This window comes from Paenibacillus typhae, assembly GCF_900099765.1.
GTDB classification, from domain to species: Bacteria; Bacillota; Bacilli; order Paenibacillales; family Paenibacillaceae; genus Paenibacillus_AQ; species Paenibacillus_AQ typhae.
Genome location: NZ_FNDX01000013.1, coordinates 74,563 through 93,630, shown reverse-complemented (window position 1 = coordinate 93,630; position 19,068 = coordinate 74,563). Strand labels below are relative to the sequence as shown.

The 19,068-nt window shown below is 55.2% G+C and carries 16 protein-coding genes; 15 read left to right on the top strand and 1 reads right to left on the bottom strand.

What is annotated here, in order from left to right; translation table 11 throughout:
- Nucleotides 1-61 precede the first annotated feature (61 nt).
- Nucleotides 62-889, bottom strand: coding sequence for a TerC family protein (locus BLR64_RS13655; RefSeq protein ID WP_090714904.1), 828 nt, complete (start codon nt 887-889; stop codon nt 62-64).
- An 855-nt stretch (nt 890-1,744) separates the two neighbouring features.
- Here BLR64_RS13655 and nifB point away from each other — a divergent pair.
- The 15 genes from nifB (at nt 1,745) to BLR64_RS13580 (ending at nt 18,853) form a co-directional block, all read left to right on the top strand.
- Nucleotides 1,745-3,118 (top strand): nitrogenase cofactor biosynthesis protein NifB, encoded by a 1,374-nt coding sequence (nifB, locus tag BLR64_RS13650; protein WP_090714902.1) that lies wholly within the window; start codon nt 1,745-1,747, stop codon nt 3,116-3,118.
- Between the two features lie 6 nt (nt 3,119-3,124).
- Complete coding sequence (nifH, locus tag BLR64_RS13645) at nt 3,125-3,991, top strand: nitrogenase iron protein (RefSeq protein WP_068728337.1); 867 nt, start codon at nt 3,125-3,127, stop codon at nt 3,989-3,991.
- A 48-nt stretch (nt 3,992-4,039) separates the two neighbouring features.
- Nucleotides 4,040-5,497 (top strand): nitrogenase molybdenum-iron protein alpha chain, encoded by a 1,458-nt coding sequence (nifD, locus tag BLR64_RS13640; RefSeq protein ID WP_090714900.1) that lies wholly within the window; start codon nt 4,040-4,042, stop codon nt 5,495-5,497.
- On the top strand, nt 5,494-7,053 hold the full coding sequence (gene nifK / locus BLR64_RS13635) for a nitrogenase molybdenum-iron protein subunit beta (protein ID WP_090714899.1): 1,560 nt from the start codon (nt 5,494-5,496) through the stop codon (nt 7,051-7,053). Before nifD ends, nifK begins: the two co-directional genes overlap by 4 nt.
- 286 nt (nt 7,054-7,339) lie before the next feature.
- Nucleotides 7,340-8,701 (top strand): nitrogenase iron-molybdenum cofactor biosynthesis protein NifE, encoded by a 1,362-nt coding sequence (gene nifE, locus BLR64_RS13630; protein ID WP_090714897.1) that lies wholly within the window; start codon nt 7,340-7,342, stop codon nt 8,699-8,701.
- Nucleotides 8,691-10,019, top strand: a complete 1,329-nt coding sequence (gene nifN / locus BLR64_RS13625; RefSeq protein ID WP_090714896.1) for a nitrogenase iron-molybdenum cofactor biosynthesis protein NifN — start codon at nt 8,691-8,693, stop codon at nt 10,017-10,019. Before nifE ends, nifN begins: the two co-directional genes overlap by 11 nt.
- A complete protein-coding gene (gene nifX, locus BLR64_RS13620; RefSeq protein ID WP_090714894.1) occupies nt 9,994-10,404 on the top strand; it encodes a nitrogen fixation protein NifX in 411 nt (136 codons plus the stop codon). The genes nifN and nifX overlap by 26 nt, the downstream gene beginning before the upstream one ends.
- Entirely contained in the window at nt 10,388-10,954 is a 567-nt protein-coding gene (locus tag BLR64_RS13615) for a DUF269 domain-containing protein (protein WP_090714893.1), read from the top strand. The genes nifX and BLR64_RS13615 overlap by 17 nt, the downstream gene beginning before the upstream one ends.
- A gap of 36 nt (nt 10,955-10,990) precedes the next feature.
- The gene (locus tag BLR64_RS13610) at nt 10,991-11,743 is read left to right on the top strand and encodes a HesA/MoeB/ThiF family protein (RefSeq protein ID WP_090714891.1); all 753 of its coding nucleotides are present in this window, start codon (nt 10,991-10,993) and stop codon (nt 11,741-11,743) included.
- Nucleotides 11,740-12,882 carry a homocitrate synthase/isopropylmalate synthase family protein gene (locus tag BLR64_RS13605; protein ID WP_090714889.1) on the top strand — a complete coding sequence of 381 codons (1,143 nt, stop codon included), beginning with the start codon at nt 11,740-11,742 and terminating at the stop codon, nt 12,880-12,882. Before BLR64_RS13610 ends, BLR64_RS13605 begins: the two co-directional genes overlap by 4 nt.
- A 279-nt stretch (nt 12,883-13,161) precedes the next feature.
- Nucleotides 13,162-13,935: a Cof-type HAD-IIB family hydrolase gene (locus BLR64_RS13600; RefSeq protein ID WP_090714888.1), complete on the top strand. Its 774-nt coding sequence runs from the start codon at nt 13,162-13,164 to the stop codon at nt 13,933-13,935.
- Between the two features lie 621 nt (nt 13,936-14,556).
- Nucleotides 14,557-15,123 (top strand): hypothetical protein, encoded by a 567-nt coding sequence (locus BLR64_RS13595; protein ID WP_090714886.1) that lies wholly within the window; start codon nt 14,557-14,559, stop codon nt 15,121-15,123.
- Nucleotides 15,124-15,245: 122 nt separating this feature from the next.
- Nucleotides 15,246-16,943 carry a glycoside hydrolase family 13 protein gene (locus BLR64_RS13590; protein ID WP_090714884.1) on the top strand — a complete coding sequence of 566 codons (1,698 nt, stop codon included), beginning with the start codon at nt 15,246-15,248 and terminating at the stop codon, nt 16,941-16,943.
- A 134-nt stretch (nt 16,944-17,077) separates the two neighbouring features.
- The gene (locus BLR64_RS13585) at nt 17,078-17,812 is read left to right on the top strand and encodes a class I SAM-dependent methyltransferase (protein WP_090714882.1); all 735 of its coding nucleotides are present in this window, start codon (nt 17,078-17,080) and stop codon (nt 17,810-17,812) included.
- A 42-nt stretch (nt 17,813-17,854) separates the two neighbouring features.
- Nucleotides 17,855-18,853 carry an MBL fold metallo-hydrolase gene (locus tag BLR64_RS13580; protein WP_090714880.1) on the top strand — a complete coding sequence of 333 codons (999 nt, stop codon included), beginning with the start codon at nt 17,855-17,857 and terminating at the stop codon, nt 18,851-18,853.
- Nucleotides 18,854-19,068: the final 215 nt, after the last annotated feature.

The window sequence follows — 19,068 nt, the reverse complement described above, 5'->3', positions numbered from 1 at the left end:
CCCGGAAAACTGCACCTGTACAGGTGCAGCTTCCGGGTTATGATGTTCATGCTGAAATGCTTTATTTACCGAGCTGCTTGTCGACTTCCTTGATCGGATTCTCGTCGGTTTTTACTTCTTCAACCTTGCTGCTCATGAACCAGCCGGTAGCGGCAATGATGATCAGAACAACATAGAAGGTTGTTTTCCACCAGGTGCTGTGGGCGAAGTCTTCGGACAGAACACCCAGGGAAGGGTGAGCCAGTGTAATAACCGCAAGCTTAACCCCTACCCAGCCTACGATGAAGAAAGCAGCGATTTCCAGACCCGGACGGGTGTGCAGCAGCTTAACGAAGAAGGAGGCCGCAAACCGCATAATGATCAGGCCGATAAATCCACCGGCAAAGATAACGAGGAACTGACCGCCGTCGAGGCCGCCGATGTGGCCGATGCCGCTTGGGGGAAGGGCAACCGCCAGGGCAACCGCAGCCAGGATGGAATCGACTGCAAATGCGATGTCAGCTACTTCAACCTTAAGTACAGTGAACCAGAAGCCGGCTTTCTTTTTGTCGACAGCTTTCGGGCTTCCGCTTTCCACGGCTTCGTCCGTGACCGGTTTTTTGATGAGAAGCTTTCGGAAGATATGATTCCCTGCTATGAATAACAGGTAAATGGCCCCGATAGCTTGTACTTGCCAGATGTCCACCAGATACGAGATGACAAAAAGTGAACCGAACCGGAACACAAATGCACCTGCCAAACCGTAGAACAATGCCTTTTTACGTTCCTCATCAGGAAGGTGTTTAACCATAATTGCCAATACCAGTGCGTTATCTGCGGCCAGCAGCCCTTCCAGTGCGACCAGAACGAGCAACACCCAGCCGTACTCCAATAATAATCCCCAATCCATTGCTGTTTCCTCCTCATTCGGATGTAAATATCTCTTGAAAAGAATACCCACATTACCTGATTTTGATCAAAAAATATATATAAAAAAGACCTTTACCAAACAGATCAGCCTTTGGAATAAAGGTCTAACCTGATTGGTAAAGGTCTCGCTAGCAATAGTTCATTGCCGATAAAGCCGGAGAATATCCTCATATTCTCGTATTGACGACTTTATCTGAAATACAAGCAGTTACAGCATGTGGCCTGAAACTGTCTTATATTATCCACAGAAACGGGCACGATTTCTCGGTGAAACCGGCAGGATGTTTCTGTTTACGCAGCTACTCCCCTTTACGGGATATATGAAATTTAGGACGTTCGTTGTAGTTATGTGATTAACCTAAAGGTATCATATATGAGCTCCGGAGGATTGTCAATGGCCCTGAGAACAAATATCAACTGCCAAAATAGAGAGAATGGAAACGGAAACATGATAAGTATGAGTCAATTAAACTGACATGTCATTTGTCGATACTGCAAACATAGGGAAAACAAGGGCATTTTCGGCTTGTATGTAATTGACGGTACGGGGCTTGAAAAATATGATGAGAGTAATTCAAGCGGCCAAGCGAAGGGTTGTGTCAGTAAAGATAACGTATAGCTTACCGCCGCTTCTGCCACTGCCGTACAGTCTGTCATGGAGGTAACACAAGGAAGTTAAGCTCCGTAAACCGAAGCGAAAGCTTCCGAAGTGAGTTTTACCGAAGCAGATTCACAGAAGTAACGCTAGTAAAACTAAGCGAATGCTTCCGAAGTGAGTTTTGCTCGAAGCGAAATCAAGGATGCAAATGCTCGCAAAACTTTTAGGAGGTGGGAAATGATGCAGCCGTCGTGTATATCAAATGAAGCAGAGGAGGAGATCAGCCGCCACCCTTGCTACAGCGAGGAAGCTCACCGGTTCTATGCCAGAATGCACATCCCGGTTGCGCCCGCCTGCAACATCCAGTGCAACTACTGCAACCGCAAGTTCGACTGTGTCAATGAGAGCAGGCCGGGCGTGGTCAGTGAAGTGCTGACGCCGGAACAGGCGGAACGCAAGGTGAAGGGAGTCGCGGCCCAGCTGATGCAGCTCTCGGTAGTCGGCATAGCAGGACCGGGTGATCCGCTGGCCAATCCGGAGCAGACGTTTGACACCTTTGCAAGGGTGAAACAGCATGTCCCTGATGTCAGTCTCTGCCTCAGCACTAACGGTCTTACGCTTTACCGGCATGTGGATGAAATCCTTGAGCTCGGCATCCGGCATGTCACCATCACGATCAACGCGATTGACCCGGACGTCGGCCGGCACATTTATCCCTGGGTATTCGATGAAGGGATCCGGTACGAAGGAAGGGCAGCGGCGGAGCTGCTGATCAGCCGCCAGCTGGCGGGACTTGAAATGCTGGCGAAGCTGGGGATTCTCGTTAAGGTCAATTCGATTATGATTCCGGGGGTCAACGATCACCATCTGCCGGACGTGTCCAAAAGAGTAAAAGAGCTCGGGGCCACGCTGCACAATGTAACACCGCTGATTATCGCACCGGGAAGCCAGTATGAAGCGGACGGCCGCAAGGCGCCCCGTCCGAAGGAGCTGCACAATCTGCAGGAGCTGCTGGGGCGTGAAGGAATGAAGGTCATGCGCCACTGCCGGCAATGCCGGGCTGATGCCATCGGGCTGCTCGGCCAGGACCGCAACCAGGACTTTCCGCTGGAGGCGATGGAGGCTGATCCGGTCATTGATCAGGAGGCCCGGGCACAGTTCCAGAGTGACCTCGATGTCCAAATCCGCGAGCGGGTCACCGCGAAGCGGGCCAGAGCCAGAGGACGCTGGGAAGATTCGCAGAAAACAAGAGTTGCCGTAGCCACCAGAGGCGGCGACAAGGTCAACCAGCATTTCGGCCATGCGACAGAATTTCTCGTGTATGATACCGACGGGGCTGAAGTCAAGCTGGTCGGTGTCCGCAAGATTCAGGCGTATTGCCACGGTAAGGCGGATTGTAACGGCGACAAGGCCGCTACGCTGCAGGAAATTATCTCTATTTTAAGTGACTGCCGCATTCTTCTCTGCTCCGGAATCGGAGACGGCCCGCGGGCCAGCCTGAACAAAGTTGGTGTACTGCCGCTGGTCCGTAAGGGCGGCATACAGGACATGATTCTCGAAAGCGTCAAGTACAGCTCCTATTTTGAAAATATGAATATTTCGAAGGGATGATGAAAAATGAGACAAATAGCTTTCTACGGTAAAGGCGGTATCGGAAAATCGACAACTTCACAAAACACCCTGGCTCAGTTAGCTACAAAGTTCGGACAACGCATTATGATTGTCGGCTGTGACCCTAAGGCAGACTCCACCCGCCTGATTCTGAACACCAAAGCACAGCAGACCGTGCTTCATCTGGCCGCTGAGCTAGGCTCCGTAGAGGATCTGGAACTGGATGATGTACTGCAGACCGGCTTCGGCGACATCATCAACGTGGAATGCGGCGGGCCTGAACCGGGTGTAGGCTGTGCGGGACGCGGGATCATCACGGCTATCAACTTCCTGGAGCAGGAAGGCGCTTATACTGATCTGGACTTTGTATCCTATGACGTACTCGGGGACGTTGTGTGCGGAGGGTTCGCAATGCCGATCCGTGAGAACAAGGCGCAGGAAATCTACATCGTCTGTTCCGGCGAAATGATGGCGATGTACGCAGCCAATAACATCGCCCGCGGGATTCTGAAATATGCTACCAGCGGCGGTGTCAGACTGGGCGGCCTGATCTGCAACAGCCGGAACACCGACCGTGAGGATGAGCTGATTACGGAGCTGGCCCGCCGCCTGAATACGCAGATGATTCACTTTGTGCCGCGTGACAATGTCGTTCAGCACGCCGAGCTGCGCCGGATGACCGTCGCCCAGTACAATCCGGAGCACAAGCAGGCCAAGGAATATGAGATTCTGGCCGAGAAAATCCTCAACAACAAAATGCTGACCATCCCTACCCCGATCTCCATGGAAGAGCTGGAAGAGCTGCTGATGGAATTCGGGATCATCGAAGATGAAGAAGCAGCCATTCAGAAGCTGCAGGCTTCCGGACAATAAGAAGCAGCGGGCGCCTCGGCGCCCGCACCATGAAAAGGAGGGTCAATAATGGGACTGGATATTGAAGCGAATAAAAAACTCGTGGAAGAAGTGCTGGAGGCTTACCCGAAAAAAGCGAAAAAAGACCGGGAAAAGCATTACCAGATCAATACTGCCGAAGCCCAAACCTGCGGCACCTGTGCCCTGAAATCGAATATCAAGTCCCGTCCCGGTGTCATGACACCGCGCGGCTGCTCCTATGCGGGCTCAAAAGGTGTGGTGTGGGGTCCGATCAAGGATATGGTCCATATCAGCCACGGGCCTATCGGCTGCGGGCAGTACAGCTGGGGAACCCGACGCAATTATGCAAACGGGACGCTGGGGATCGATAACTTTACCGCGATGCAGATTACAAGTGATTTTCAGGAGACGGATATCGTCTTCGGCGGTGACAAGAAGCTGGAAGTGATCATGCGGGAGATTACCGAGATGTTCCCGCTGGCCAAAGGGATTTCGGTACAGTCCGAGTGCCCGGTCGGCCTGATCGGTGATGATATTGAAGCGGTGTCCAAGAAGATGTCCAAGGAGCTGGAGATGCCGGTCGTACCTGTCCGGTGTGAGGGCTTCCGCGGCGTCAGCCAGTCGCTCGGCCATCATATTGCCAACGATGCGATCCGTGATTTCGTGCTCGGCAAGGCGGACCTGGCCGAAACCGGACCTTATGATGTCAATATCATCGGTGATTACAATATCGGCGGCGATGCCTGGGCTTCGCGTATTCTGCTTGAAGAAATGGGGCTGCGCGTCATCGCCCAATGGTCCGGGGACGGTACGCTGAATGAGCTGGAGATTGCCCACAAAGCGAAGCTGAACCTGATCCACTGCCATCGTTCTATGAACTATATGGTTGAGCATATGGAGAAGGCTTACGGTATTCCCTGGATGGAATACAACTTCTTCGGACCGTCCAAGACCTATGAGAGCCTTCGCGCCATAGCCGCATTGTTCGACGAAACGATCCAGGAGAACTGCGAGAAGATGATTGCGAAGCACAAGCCGGTCATGGATGCCATTATCAGTAAATACAAGCCGCGTCTGGAAAATAAAAAGGTGCTGCTGATGATCGGCGGTCTGCGTTCCCGCCATACTATCGGCGCCTATGAGGATCTTGGAATGGATATCGTGGCCTCCGGTTACGAATTCGCCCATAAGGATGATTACGAGAAGACCTTCCCGATGATGAAGGAAGGTACGATTATTATGGATGATCCTACGGCCTATGAGCTGGAAGAGCTGGCCCAGAAAATGAATGTTGATCTGGTGGGCTCGGGTGTCAAGGAGAAATATGTGTATCACAAAATGGGTGTTCCGTTCCGCCAGATGCATTCCTGGGATTACAGCGGCCCTTATCACGGCTTTGACGGCTTTAAGATTTTTGCCAAGGATATGGATATGACGGTCAACAGCCCGGTGTGGAGCCTGATGCAGAAAAAGACCAAAGCCCAAAAGGAGGAAGCGAGCATATGAGCAAGGACAGACTGGACATTCCGGATTACAACTCCCTGTTCTCGGAGCACCGGTTCGTGGAGCAGCGGCTGAACAAGCGGCAGTTCGAAGCACCGTGCAGCGAGCAGGAAACGGCAGAGGCGCTCGCTTACTCCCAATCTGCAGAATATATGGAGAAGAACTTTAACCGTAAAGCGGTGGTCATTAACCCGCACAAGGCCTGCCAGCCGCTTGGCTCGATTATGGCCGCACTCGGTTTTGAGAAGACTTTGCCTTTTGTCCATGGCTCACAAGGCTGCAACTCCTATTTCCGCAGCCATTTAAGCCGCCATTTCAAGGAGCCTACACCGGCCGTATCCTCCTCGATGACTGAGGATGCAGCGGTATTCGGCGGTATGAGTAACCTGATTGACGGCCTGGAAAACAGTATTGCCCTGTATAAGCCTGAGATGGTGGCAATCTGTACGACCTGCATGGCGGAGGTTATCGGGGATGACCTGTCCTCCTTCATCGGCAATGCCCGCAATAAAGGGGTGATCTCCGAGGATTTCCCGGTTGCCTTCTGCAACACGCCAAGCTTCGTCGGGTCACATATTACCGGCTATGATGCGATGATGAAGGGTATTCTTAGCTACCTCTATGAACGCTCCGGCCTTGAAGCCGCCCCCGGCAGCGGTGAAGAAACCGGGGAGAAGCTGAACGTCATGCTCGGCTTCGAGCCTTACACGGGGAATTTCGCGGAAATCCGGAAAATTCTTGAGGCATTTGATACGAAATATACATTGCTTGGTGACCACAGCGGCAACTATGATTCGCCGGCTACCGGGGAGTACGAGTACTACTACGGCGGAACCAGACTGGCGGATGTGCCGCTGGCGGCAAATGCGCTAGGCACTCTGTCCCTTCAGAAATATACGCTGAAGAAGACCCAGGACTACATTGCTGAAGCCTGGAAGCAGCAGATTACTGCGCTGTCTACGCCGCTTGGCATCACCGGAACCGACAAGCTGCTGGAGGCGATCAGCGAGCTGACAGGGCTTCCGCTTCCGGCCTCGCTCCTGGAAGAACGCGGCCGCGTGGTGGATGCCCTCACGGACAGCCATCCCTATATTCACGGCAAGCGGGTAGCGCTGGTAGGCGATCCCGATCTGCTGATCGGCTTAATCGGCTTCTGCCTGGAGGTCGGTATGGAGCCGGTGCACATCGTCTGCTCGAACGGGGATGTGGACTTCAATGAAGTGAAGTTCAAGGAGGAAGCGGAGGCGCTGCTCGCCTCAAGCCCTTACGGCTCCGAAGCCTCGCTGTATATCGGAAATGACCTGTGGCATATGCGGTCGCTGCTGCTGAATGATCCGGTTGATCTGGCCATCGGCAGCTCGCATTTGAAGTTTGCGGCGAAGGATGCGAATGTTCCGCTGATCCGTGTAGGTTTCCCGATCTTTGACCGTCATCACATGCACCGTTATCCGATCCTTGGCTATCAGGGCGCGCTTAATTTGCTCAGTCTGATTGTCAACACCGTGCTCGATGAGCTGGACCGCAATAATTCCGGATTCAACTATGACCTGGTGCGGTAAGCGGCATACCTGCATTTTTACACTTTGACAGTATGGATAAGTGATGGAAATTACTGAAACTTTCTGTAAAGTTATTTTATGCTTAACATACATCAATTTGAATAAATGGTAATGATTCATCCAGCCCGGCGTTCCCTGTATCCCGTTTTTCGCCTATGGTCAGCTCACGCGAAATCCGGGAACAGGGCAGGCCGGGATTCTTGCTAGTGATATGTATAAGCCGTTACTGCTGCAGGCCAGTATTGCCAGAGTTAGCATCCACCTTTAGCGAAGGAGATGAAAGCCGATGGACCCAGTACGAAAAGTCGATTTTGATTCCGGGGATTGCGGGAGCCAGGCCCCCAAATCCAAGCCGTGTCCGCGGCCGAAGCCCGGTGAAGCAGCCGGAGGCTGCTCCTTCGACGGAGCCCAGATCACGCTGCTGCCGATTATGGACGCCGCACATCTTATTCATGGCCCGATTGCCTGTGCCGGGAACAGCTGGGAGAGCAGGGGTACGCTGTCGAGCGGCCCGTCGCTGTCGCAATACGGCTTCGCCACAGATCTGAATGACTCCGACATTATTTTTGGCGGGGAAAAAAAGCTGAAGGAGAGCATCGACTATATTGCCGGGCGTTTTGCGCCTCCGGCAATCTTTGTATATTCAACCTGTGTGACGGCGCTGATCGGCGAAGATATGGATGCCGTGTGCAAGGAGGCTGCAGACCGGCTGGGCATACCGGTTGTTCCCGTTAACAGCCCGGGGTTTGTGGGCAGTAAAAACCTGGGCAACCGGCTGGCAGGCGATGCCCTGCTGCAGTATGTTATCGGCACAGGAGAGCCGAAGCCGGAAACTCCGCTTGGTGTCAACCTGATCGGCGAATACAATATCGCGGGTGAGATGTGGGACATTGAGAAGCTGATGAACAGTGCGGGCATTGCTGTTACCTCGCGCATCACAGGGGATGCCAGATACGAGGAGATTACCTGGGCGCACCGCGCCAAGGTTAACATGGTCGTGTGCAGCCGTGCGCTGCTGGGGCTGGCCAGGGAGATGGAGGCACGGTATGGCATCCCTTATTTTGAAGGCTCCTTCTACGGTGCCAAGGAGACTACCTATTCCCTGCGCCAGATGGCCTATCTGATGAATGACCGGGAAATGGAGCGGAGGGTGGACCGTCTGACCGAACGCGAGGAGAACCGTCTGGCCCAGGATCTGCGTCCTTACCGCAAAATTCTGAAGGGGAAAAAAGCGGTGCTGTACACCGGCGGTGTCAAAAGCTGGTCCGTTATTTCGGCGCTCAAGGAGCTGGGGGTACAGGTGGTCGGTGTAGGCACGAACAAAAGTACGGAGGATGATGTGCGGCGGATTGCCGACCGGGTCGGAGATGATACCGAATATATACCGGAAGGCGGGGCCAGCCGGATTCTCAAAACGGTGCGGGAACGCAAGGCCGACATTATGATCGCCGGCGGGCGCAACATGTACGTCGCGATGAAGGAACAGATTCCGTTCATCGATATTAACCAGGAAAGGCATAAGGCTTATGCCGGCTATGAAGGCCTGCTGCGGCTGGCCAAGGAGCTGACCTATTCACTGGCCAATCCGATCTGGAAGCTCGCAGCCAGCCCCGCCCCATGGGACAGGGAGGTGCCTTATGACCGTTAACAGACGGAAGAAGCCGGCTTCGGTCAATCCGGTTAAGATCGGCCAGTCGCTTGGAGCCGTGCTTGCCCTGCAGGGCTGCTATCGCGCAATGCCGCTGATACATGGCTCGCAAGGCTGCTCGGCCTTTCCGAAGGCGCTGCTGACCCGGCATTTCCGCGAGCCGATTGCCGTGCAGACCTCGGCGCTGCAGGAGATGGATGTAATCTTTGACGCCAACCGGAATCTGGAGGAGGCGCTAAATATTGTATTGAGCAAGCATCGTCCGGACATTATCGGCATTATCGGTACGGAGCTGACCGATGTGGCGGGGGTCGATTATGCGACGATGCTCAAGAGCTACAAGCGGGAGCGGAATTTGCGCGGAGGGCTCGCCTTCTCTGTAGTTCTGCCCGATTTTCGGGGCTCGCTTGAGTCCGGCTTCAGCGCCACGGTGGAGGCGATGATGGACGAAATGATCCAGCAGGTGGGACACAGGGGATCACGAACCGTGAACACCCGCCAGATTACCCTGCTTCCAGGATCGTTTCTGACGCCTGCAGATGTGATGGAGCTGAAGGAAATGATCTCTGCCTTCGGGTTCGAGGTGATTGCCGTCCCGGATATTTCGACTTCCCTTTCCGGCCATCTGCTGACCGGCTTCTCCCCGCTGACCCGGGGCGGCGTGCCGCTGGACTCGATGCTGCAGAGCCTGCAGTCCGGTTTAACAATTGCGGTCGGCGCCAGCATGGAGCGGCCGGCCAGGAGGCTGCATAACGCGCTTGGCACGCCCTATAAGGTATTCAGCGGTGCAATGGGCCTGAAGGCCACGGATGATCTGCTGCACTTCCTGCACCAGATCAGCGGCGAGCCGGTTCCGCTGCGTTACTGCTGGCAGCGGGAGAATCTGCTCGACAGCATGCTTGACGCGCATTTTCAGTTCGCCGGCATGTCCGCCGTTGCCGCGCTTGAGCCGGATCATTTGTATTCCTTATCCGGCTGGCTGGAGGAGCTGGGTGTAGAGCAGAAGGCGCTCATTGCTTCTTTTGAAACACCGCTTGTAGACGGTATGGAACGTGAGGTATGGGTCGGCGACCTGGATGATGCCGAGGTGCTAGGAAAAGGCGCCGACCTGTGGATCAGCAATTCACACGGAATGAGCGGTGCAGCCCGCATAGGGGCCGCATTTATGCCCGCCGGCTTCCCGGTCTGGAACGAGCTTGGAGCCTATATGTCCGTATCGGTCGGGTATAGGGGAGCAATGGAATGGAGCAACAAAGCAGGGAATTTGTTAATGCAGAGGGAGGCTGGCCACCGTGAAAGTAGCATTCGCCACAGATGACGGAATCCGCGTCAATGCCCACTTCGGGCAGAGTCCGATGTTTGCAGTATACAATGTGACCAAGCAGGGAAGCGAGCTTGTGGAGCTGCGCAGACTGCCGGTAGTCCTGAACCAGGATGAAGCCGGCAAAATCGAGAGCCGCCTTGAGGCGGTAGGCGACTGCACGCTGATCTTCATTATGCAGATCGGCGCTTCAGCGGCTGCCCGGGTGACACGGCGCAAGATTATGCCGGTGAAGGTTCCTTTCGGCAGCCCGATCGAGGAACAGGTCAAGCGGCTCGCCGAGATGCTGCAGGGCAAGCCGCCGATGTGGCTGGCCAAGGTGCTGCGGGCGGAAGAGGAAGGCGCGGCGGAAGGGGAGGAAGCTGATGGAACACATGGCTAATGAAAGCCCGGCAGTATTGGAAGGAGCGCTTCAGGAGAACGCGCTCCTGAAGCGCCGCAGCCGGCCGGTCCGTAAGTCCGTGGACCAGGAGACGGCGGAGGCTCTGGTCGGGCGGCTATGCAGTCTGCTTGATGCGGAGGATTTCTTCGGCCGTTATGCGGCTCTGCGGCCGCGGGAGAAGATTGCACAGCAGTTTCTCGCCTCTGCTGCTGATCAGAGTCAATCTGAATTCAACTGCGCAGTCTCGCCCAAGGTACGCCAGCAGGTGCCGCTGCTGTTTCAGGCTATGGCCGGAGTGATCGAAGAAAGAAGCGGAACGATGATCCAGAGCACGGCCGAGATTAACGGTGAAGGCTTCGGCCGGGGGCTGCTCTACAGCGGCCGGGTCATTCTGGTGCTGAAGAGCCTGCGCGCAGGCTTTCCGTTTCCGTTCACATCAGAGGAGAAGATGCTCCGGTACGGCGCTGAGTGCATTGAGGAAGGGCTGGCTTTTCTGGACAGATACAAGGAAGTGACCGCTATGCACGGCTTGCTGAGCCTGGAGGGCTAAGGCAGATATAATCATCAGTCACAGGAGGCGACAGGCATGGAGCAGCTTGCCGGAGGAGCAGAGCTTGAACGGTATGCCCGGCAGCTGAAGCTGCTGGGTGAGGACGGACAGCAGGCATTGAAGGAAGCAACGGTCATGGTGGCCGGAATCGGCGGGTTAGGAGGAACGGCTGCGCTGTATCTGGCGGCGGCAGGGGTCGGCAGGCTTATTCTGGCGCACGAAGGTATTATTCTGCCGCCGGATCTCAACCGGCAGATTCTGATGGACAGCGGATCATTAGGGATGGAGCGGATCAGTACGGCAGCTGCGCAGCTGAAACGTCTTAATCCGCATGTGGAAATCGAAGGCTACAATGCCAGAATAGAATATGAACGGGCAAAGCCGTGGGTGGAGAACGCCGACATCGTGATTGATGCACGGTATGATTTTCCGGAGCGGTATGCCTTGAACCGGCTGTGTGTCGATACTTCTACCCCGATGGTGGAGGCGGCGATGTACGGCTTTGAGATTTCACTTACCACGATCCTTCCGGGTCAGACCCCCTGCCTGGAATGCCTGTACCCGGATGTGCAGCCGCAATGGGAACCGTTCGGATTTCCAGTTCTGGGTGCGACCTCCGGAATTGCCGGTTGTCTGGCAGCACTGGAAGCCGTAAAATGGATTACAGGGGTAGGGACAACTTATGCGGGCGTAATGCATCGCTTCAGCTCACTCGACTTCGCCTGTTATAGCGTCACTATTACCCGTAATCCGAATTGCGCTTGCTGCGGAGAAGGAGGTAAACCGTGAAAAGTCTCAAGCTATGTGACACGACACTCAGGGATGGTGAACAGGCGGCTGGAGTATCATTTACGCGGGCGGAAAAGCTGGAAATCGCAAAGTTGCTGTCGGAATGCGGAGTAGAACAGGCAGAGGTGGGTATCCCTGCCATGGGCAAGCGGGAACAGGAGGACATCGCAGCTATTGCAGAGCTGGGCTTGCCGATGAAGCTGATGACCTGGAACCGGTCAACCCTTGGCGACATCGACAAGGCGCGGAGCACCGGAGTGAACTGGGCTCATGTATCCATTCCGGTCTCGGACATCCAGCTGCAGGGCAAGCTGGGGCTGACACCGATTGAAGGGATGAACAAGCTGCTGCGTGCAGCGGAGTACGGGCTCAGACAGGGCATGACGGTATCGGTCGGCATGGAGGACTCGTCCCGGGCGGATATGAAGTTTCTGACCCAATTGGTCAACACACTATACAAGGAAGGCATACGCCGGTTCCGTTATGCGGACACGGTGTCTGCCCATCATCCGGGACAAATGGCAGGACGGATTCAGACGCTGCTTGACGCGGTACCGGCGGATGTGGAGCTTGAGGTGCACTGCCATAATGACTTCGGGCTGGCCGTGGCCAACACGCTGAGCGGCATAGCCGCCGGGGCGGTCTGGGCCAGCACGACAGTAGCCGGCATCGGCGAACGGACCGGCAATGCGGCCATGGAGGAAGTCGCCATGGCCTGGCGGCATTTATACGGCGGCGAATGCGGCGTGCGGCTGGACCTGCTCAAAGGGCTGGCGGATATGGTCATTGCGGCCTCCGGGCGCAATGTCGGTGATGCCAAACCCATAGTGGGACAGCTTGCGTTCACCCATGAGTCGGGCATTCATGTGGACGGGCTGATGAAGGAGAAAGCGACGTACCAGACGTTTGATCCGGCCGAGGTCGGCCGGTCCCACCGCTTCGTGCTGGGCAAGCATTCCGGCAGCGGCGGGGTGGCGCATGTGCTGGAGCAGCGCGGCCTTGAGGTCAGTCCGGAGACAGCGGGCCGGCTGCTGGAGCGGGTAAGGGAATACGCCGAAGCCCGCAAAAGCAATGTGCCGGAGGTCATGCTGCTCCAGTGGCTGATGGAGGAGCAGCAGCGGGCGCAGAATGCGGTGTGAGCAGGTCTGTGATCCGGTAACCTGTATCCGGTAATGAAGATGAACGGAATAGCCAGAAGTTACGTCCGAGCGGCAGCGGCAGTCTCTTTTAGGGGGCTGCCGCTGTTTTATTTTGTGTAAAGGAAAATAGGGATGGGGCAGGAATGAGGCCGCCGGAGGGTAAGCACATTTACTTGAGGAACAGCTCACCGGCAAAAGGAAAGCTTGCACCCGTTTCGGTAAACCTCTACAATTTGGGCAGGATAAATACAAAGAGCCATACAAGGAGACTGGAGAGCCATGACCAAGAAGACCATTTTTTTTGATATTGACGGAACGATTTATGATGAGGATAAGAACGTACCGGCTTCCACCAGGGAGGCCATTGCCGAGCTGCAGCGGCGGGGCCATAATGTCGCAATTGCGACAGGCAGAGGCGCTTATATGTTCAAGGAGCTGCGCGAGGAGCTGGGGATCGATTCCTTTGTCTCGCTTAACGGCCAATATGTGGTCCATGAAGGCAAGGTAATCTACACGAACCGGCTGGAAACCGAAGTGCTGAAGGAGCTTACCCTGTTCGCTGAAAAAAATGACCATCCGGTTGCTTACATTGATGCCACGGATATGAAGGTCAATACAGCCGAGCATGAGAACATCCTGACCAGCATCGGTTCGCTGAAGCTGGCTTTTCCTACGCATGATGCCGAGTATTTTTTGCAGAATGAGATTTATCAGGCGATCATCTTCTGCCCGCAGGAGAATCAGGCGGCGTATGAGGAAGCCTATCCGGATCTTAAATTCGTCCGCTGGCACCCGCTGGGAATGGACGTGCTACCAGGCAACGGCTCCAAGGCAAACGGTATTGCCCGGATGATTGAAATCCTCGGCGTGGACAAAGAAGATGTGTACGCTTTCGGCGACGGGCTCAATGATGTGGAAATGCTCGGCTACGTAGGGCACGGTATTGCCATGGGCAACGCGGAGGAAGAAGTGAAGGCGGCCGCGTCCTATGTTACGAAGCATGTCAGCGAGGACGGTATTTACGAGGGGCTGAAGATGGTGGGGCTGCTGTAGGGCAGAAGGCAGGAGCTGTTAACAATTTGGCGAGGTGTGTGCTTAGCTGCAGTTTGTACAACTAAAACCGGCCATACACCGCCAAGTCATCCCTTTAGCTGCATTCCGTGCAATTAATAGGCTGGAGAACCTTAGTTTTGGGCTTTTTTTGCAAATTTAGCTGTATGGAATACAGTAATGTGGCGAAGATGCAGAGTTTGGCGGCTTTTAAGTGTACCAAATACAGCTATATGGAGAATAGTGGGCTTTCTGTTGCATAATGTGCAATAGAAAAGCCCTTTTTTTGCGCGGAGAAAGCAATCTATTGTATTTCATACAGCAGATTTGATGAAACATCGGGCAAAGGCGCTCCTGCAGCATTATCTATTGCACAAAATACAACAGATGCTGCTTGCAGTGAGAAATTGACAGGATCTATTGCACAAAATGCAATTACACTGTCGCAGGTGTGCAGGTGTCGCAGGTGTCGCAGGTGTCGCAGGTGTCGCAGATACCACAGATACCACAGATACCACAGATACCACAGATACCATTACTGCCACTGCTTGTTCCCCACCGCAACAATGTCTGCCACAGAGCCGTCAATTCCATATAAAAGAAACCGATAGGGGGCGGCTTGGGATGGGTTTAAGTGCAACCGCAGATGTGACATTAACAAAAAGACTACGCAGCATTCTTGCTGCCAGCAAGAATGCTGCCAGCAAGAACACCGGCACATTAGCGCTCATAACAAGTGTAAAAAGAATCGTTGTACTGCTGATGCTCCTCGTCATTGGAATACTGGTTACCGGGTGCAGCCAGAGCAATAATGTGCCGGTTAAGGAGCTAAGGGAGCTGGCCGCGGACGAGATTGCTGCTGTTTTTGCAGAACAGGGGCTGGAGCTGCGCAGTAGTGAAGTGCGGGAGGAGAGTGTGTTTCACAGGGAGCTGAACGGGCGGAAGCCGGTTGTTTTTCTGCTTGATGGGGAAGAGCTGGTTATGTATCAGTTTGCCGGGGAAGAGGAGCGCGAAGCGGGCTGGGCTGATTTTGAGAATCAGACGGCCACAGCGGATCTGGTTCAGCATGAAGTGTTTCAGGAGCGGTCGCTGCTGATCTTTTATATCCGTGATGAGGGGAAGACCGGGCGTACGCTATTCCGGCAGATTGAGCAAGTCATTCCAGAGCTGCTTGAGCTGAGAGAGAGCTAAAAAACGGATGCATCCCAGCCTGCTTTTGCCAAACAATCTGTGATTGTCTTCCACCAGTATGGTTAAGATATTATAAATATCACTAACTGAGGCAAACACCGGAGAAGCGGAGGAGAGTCCAAGTGAATCCAAAATGGTGGAAAGAAAGCGTGGCCTACCAGATTTATCCGATCAGCTTCAAGGACAGCAACGGTGACGGGATCGGTGATCTGCGCGGCATTATATCCAAGCTCGATTATCTGCAGGACCTGGGTGTGGATGTGATCTGGGTGTGCCCGATTTACAAATCGCCGAACCATGATAACGGCTACGATATCAGTGATTACTGCGACATTATGAAGGAATTCGGGACAATGGCTGATTTTGATGTGATGCTGCGGGAGATGCACGCCCGGGGAATGAAGCTGATGATGGATCTGGTGCTCAACCACACGTCCCACCAGCATCCCTGGTTCATCGAATCGCGCAGCTCGAAGGATAATCCGAAACGCGATTACTACATCTGGCGAAAAGGCAAAAACGGCGGTCCCCCGAACAACTGGGAATCCTATTTCAGCGGCTCGGTGTGGGAGCTTGATCCGCAGACGGACGAGTATTACCTGCATCTCTACTCCAAATACCAGCCCGATCTGAACTGGGAAAATCAGGTGGTGATCGACAAGCTGCATGAGATGGTGGAGTGGTGGCTCAAGAAAGGTGTCGACGGCTTCCGCTTCGACGCGATTGCCCATATCATCAAGGCGGAAGGCTATCCGGATGCGGCTAACCCGGGCGGAACAGCGACTGTGCGGGCTTATGAGATGTTCTCCAACCTCGAAGATGTGCACACGATGCTGCAGAACCTGCATGATAAGGTATTATACTTCTACGATATTATGACTGTCGGGGAGACGTCGGGTCTCGGGCCGGAGCAGGCGTTGGATTACGTCGGGGACGGGCGGCGCGAGCTGAATATGACCTTTATGTTTGAGCATATGAATCTGGACTGTGCAGCTCCGGGCGGAGGCAAATGGGATACCGTACCGTGGAAGCTCACCGACCTCAAAAAAATCATGAGCAACTGGCAGACGGTTCTGCATAACCGGGGCTGGAACGCCAACTATTTGTGCAATCATGACCAGCCGCGCTCGGTGTCGCGTTTCGGGAATGACCTGTTCTACCGGGTGCCGTCAGCCAAAATGCTGGCCACCTTCATTCATATGCTGGAGGGCACGCCCTACATTTATCAGGGAGAAGAAATCGGAATGACAAATGTGGCGTTCGAGTTGATTGACGATTACCGGGATGTGGAGACGCTCAATTATTATGAGGAAAAGCGTAACCAGGGCATGCCGGAAGCCCAGATTATGTCCAATATCCACAAAAAAAGCCGGGACAACGCCCGCACCCCGATGCAGTGGGATGATTCGGAGGATGGCGGTTTTACGACAGGTGTTCCGTGGATCAGGGTCAACTCCAATTTCCGGGAGATCAACGCGGCGGCTGCGGTCAAGGACCCGGACTCGATCTACCATTACTACAAGAAGCTGATCCAGCTCCGTAAAAAGCATCCGGTCATCGTCTACGGCGAATATGCCCTGCTGCTGGAGGAGCATGAGGAAATTTATGCCTTTACCCGGACGCTTGAGGACCAGCGTCTGCTGATCATCCTGAATTTCTATGAGCATGAGCCGGTGTTCGAGCTGCCTGCGGAGTTCGCGGCCGGCAAGCAGGAGCTGCTGATCTCCAACTACGCTCCTTCCAAGGAGGATGATCTGACGCAGCTAAAGCTGCGGCCATATGAAGCAAGGGTCTATCTGGAGCGGCAGATCCAGGCATAATCAAAGAGAGTTGCCAGGGCGCGTGAAATATGGCGGAATGGCGACTCTTTTTTGAGTTTGCGCGGAAAAGGGGGTACAATCGTTACAATATTATACATAGAGAGTGTGCTGGAGCCGCGGGGAGGAGAAGCAGGATGAGTGAGTGGTATGAAAAAAGCTTTGGCGAGGACTATTTAATAGTGTACCGGCACAGGGATTTTTGCGGGGCCCGGCATGAGGTGGAGAAGATGATCGGCTGGCTGAATCTGCCGGAAGGTTCGAAGGTGCTGGATCTGTGCTGCGGTATGGGCCGCCATTCCCTGGCGCTGGCGGAAGCGGGCTTTGCGGTAACCGGCGTTGACCTGTCTGAAGTTCTGCTGCGTGAAGCCCGTGCCCAGGATGGCGCGGAAGCGGTGACCTGGCTGCGTTCCGATATGCGGGAGCTGCCGCTTGACGGCGGATTTGATGCAGTGGTGAACCTGTTTACTTCCTTTGGGTATTTTGAGGATGACGAAGAGCAGGTGAAGGTGCTGCGCGAGGTATACCGGATGCTGAAGCCGGGCGGCAAATTTATAATCGACTTTCTGAATCCCGCCTATGTCATTGCACATCTGGTGCCCCATTCCACCCGTGAGGACGGGGATAATCTGATTGATGAATCCCGGCGGATTGAAGACGGCTATGTCAAAAAAGATATTATCCTCACCTCCAAAGGAGATAATACACCGCGTAAATACCATGAGCGGGTGAAGCTCTACCCGCTGGAGACGTTCAGGCAACTGATTGCCGCCGCCGGCCTGCAGCTTGAAGCCGTCCACGGCAGCTATGATGAAGAGGAATACGATGAGGAGCATTCCAAACGGATGATCTTCGTTGGTGTACGTCCTTAGATGGTTTCTGGCAGAAGACTCCCGAGAGGCGGTGACGGCATCATGCGTAAGGCGGAAATAAAAGCCTGGGAGGACGGTATTCTACAGGTGAGCGTGCCTATGGACCCGCCGCTGCGCTGGGTCAACAGCTATATTGTCACTGAGCCGGAGGGCGGCATCACGGTCATCGACCCCGGCCCGCACACGGCGGAGGCAGAGCTCGCCTGGCAGGGCGTGCTGGATGAGCTGGATCTCTCCTGGGATCATATCCGGCAGATCTTTGTGACCCATCACCATCCCGACCATTACGGGCTGTCGGGCTGGATGCAGGCCCGCAGCGGCAGCCGGGTCTGGATGTCGGAGCGGGCCCACGCCGAGGCCCGGATGTCCTGGGGCGCGGAGGCGACGCTGAACGAGTCGCTGCCGCTGCTGTTCCTCCGGCACGGCATGCCGGAGGAGCTGGTCCAGGGGGTCAGGGAGCATCTGGAGAGCTTCCTGACCCAGGTTACTCCGCAGGCGGAGGTCAGCTATATCGACGCTGCGGTGCCTCTGGTGCTGGGCGGCCGGGAGTGGACGCCCGTGCTGACCGGCGGGCATGCGCCGGGCCATGTGTCTTTGTATGAGGCCGGCAGCGGGCTCATGTTCTGCGGCGATGCTGTCCTGCCGCAGATCTCGCCCAATGTCGGCCTGCAGCCCGGCAGCGATCCGCAGCCGCTGCTGACGTTTTTGGAGGGGCTGCGTATGCTGCGCAGCCTGCCTGTGCGCCGTGCGTTCCCGGGGCACCGGGAACCGTTCACGGCGTGGGCGGAGCGGGCGGACAGCCTGCTCCGCCACCATGAGGAGCGGCTGGACACCGCCGCTCAGCTGCTGGCCGGCGGACCGCAGAGCGGGTTCGCCGTGTGCGAAGCGCTGTTCCGCGGCCGCGTGAACAGCGCGCATCAGCTGCGCTTCGCCATGAGCGAGGCGCTCGCGCACCTGGCGGAGCTGGTGCGCCGCGGCCGGGCGGCTACGCTCACGGCAGAGCCGGGCGGGCCGCTGCTGTTCGCGGCGGCGGAGCGGTAGCGCCGTGTATGGCGGCACGTGCAGTGCAGTTGCAGCGCCGGGCACAGCAGCGCAGCTAAAACAGCCAGATCACGAACAACCTGGCGGGAAAAACCCGCCGGTTCGTGGTCTGGCTGTCTTGTTTGGCGGCAAACTGCAACTTAGCTGCGCTTTGTGCATTTATTATGACTCTCGATGGAATACATGTATTAAGCTAACAGGCAGGATAGTTTAAT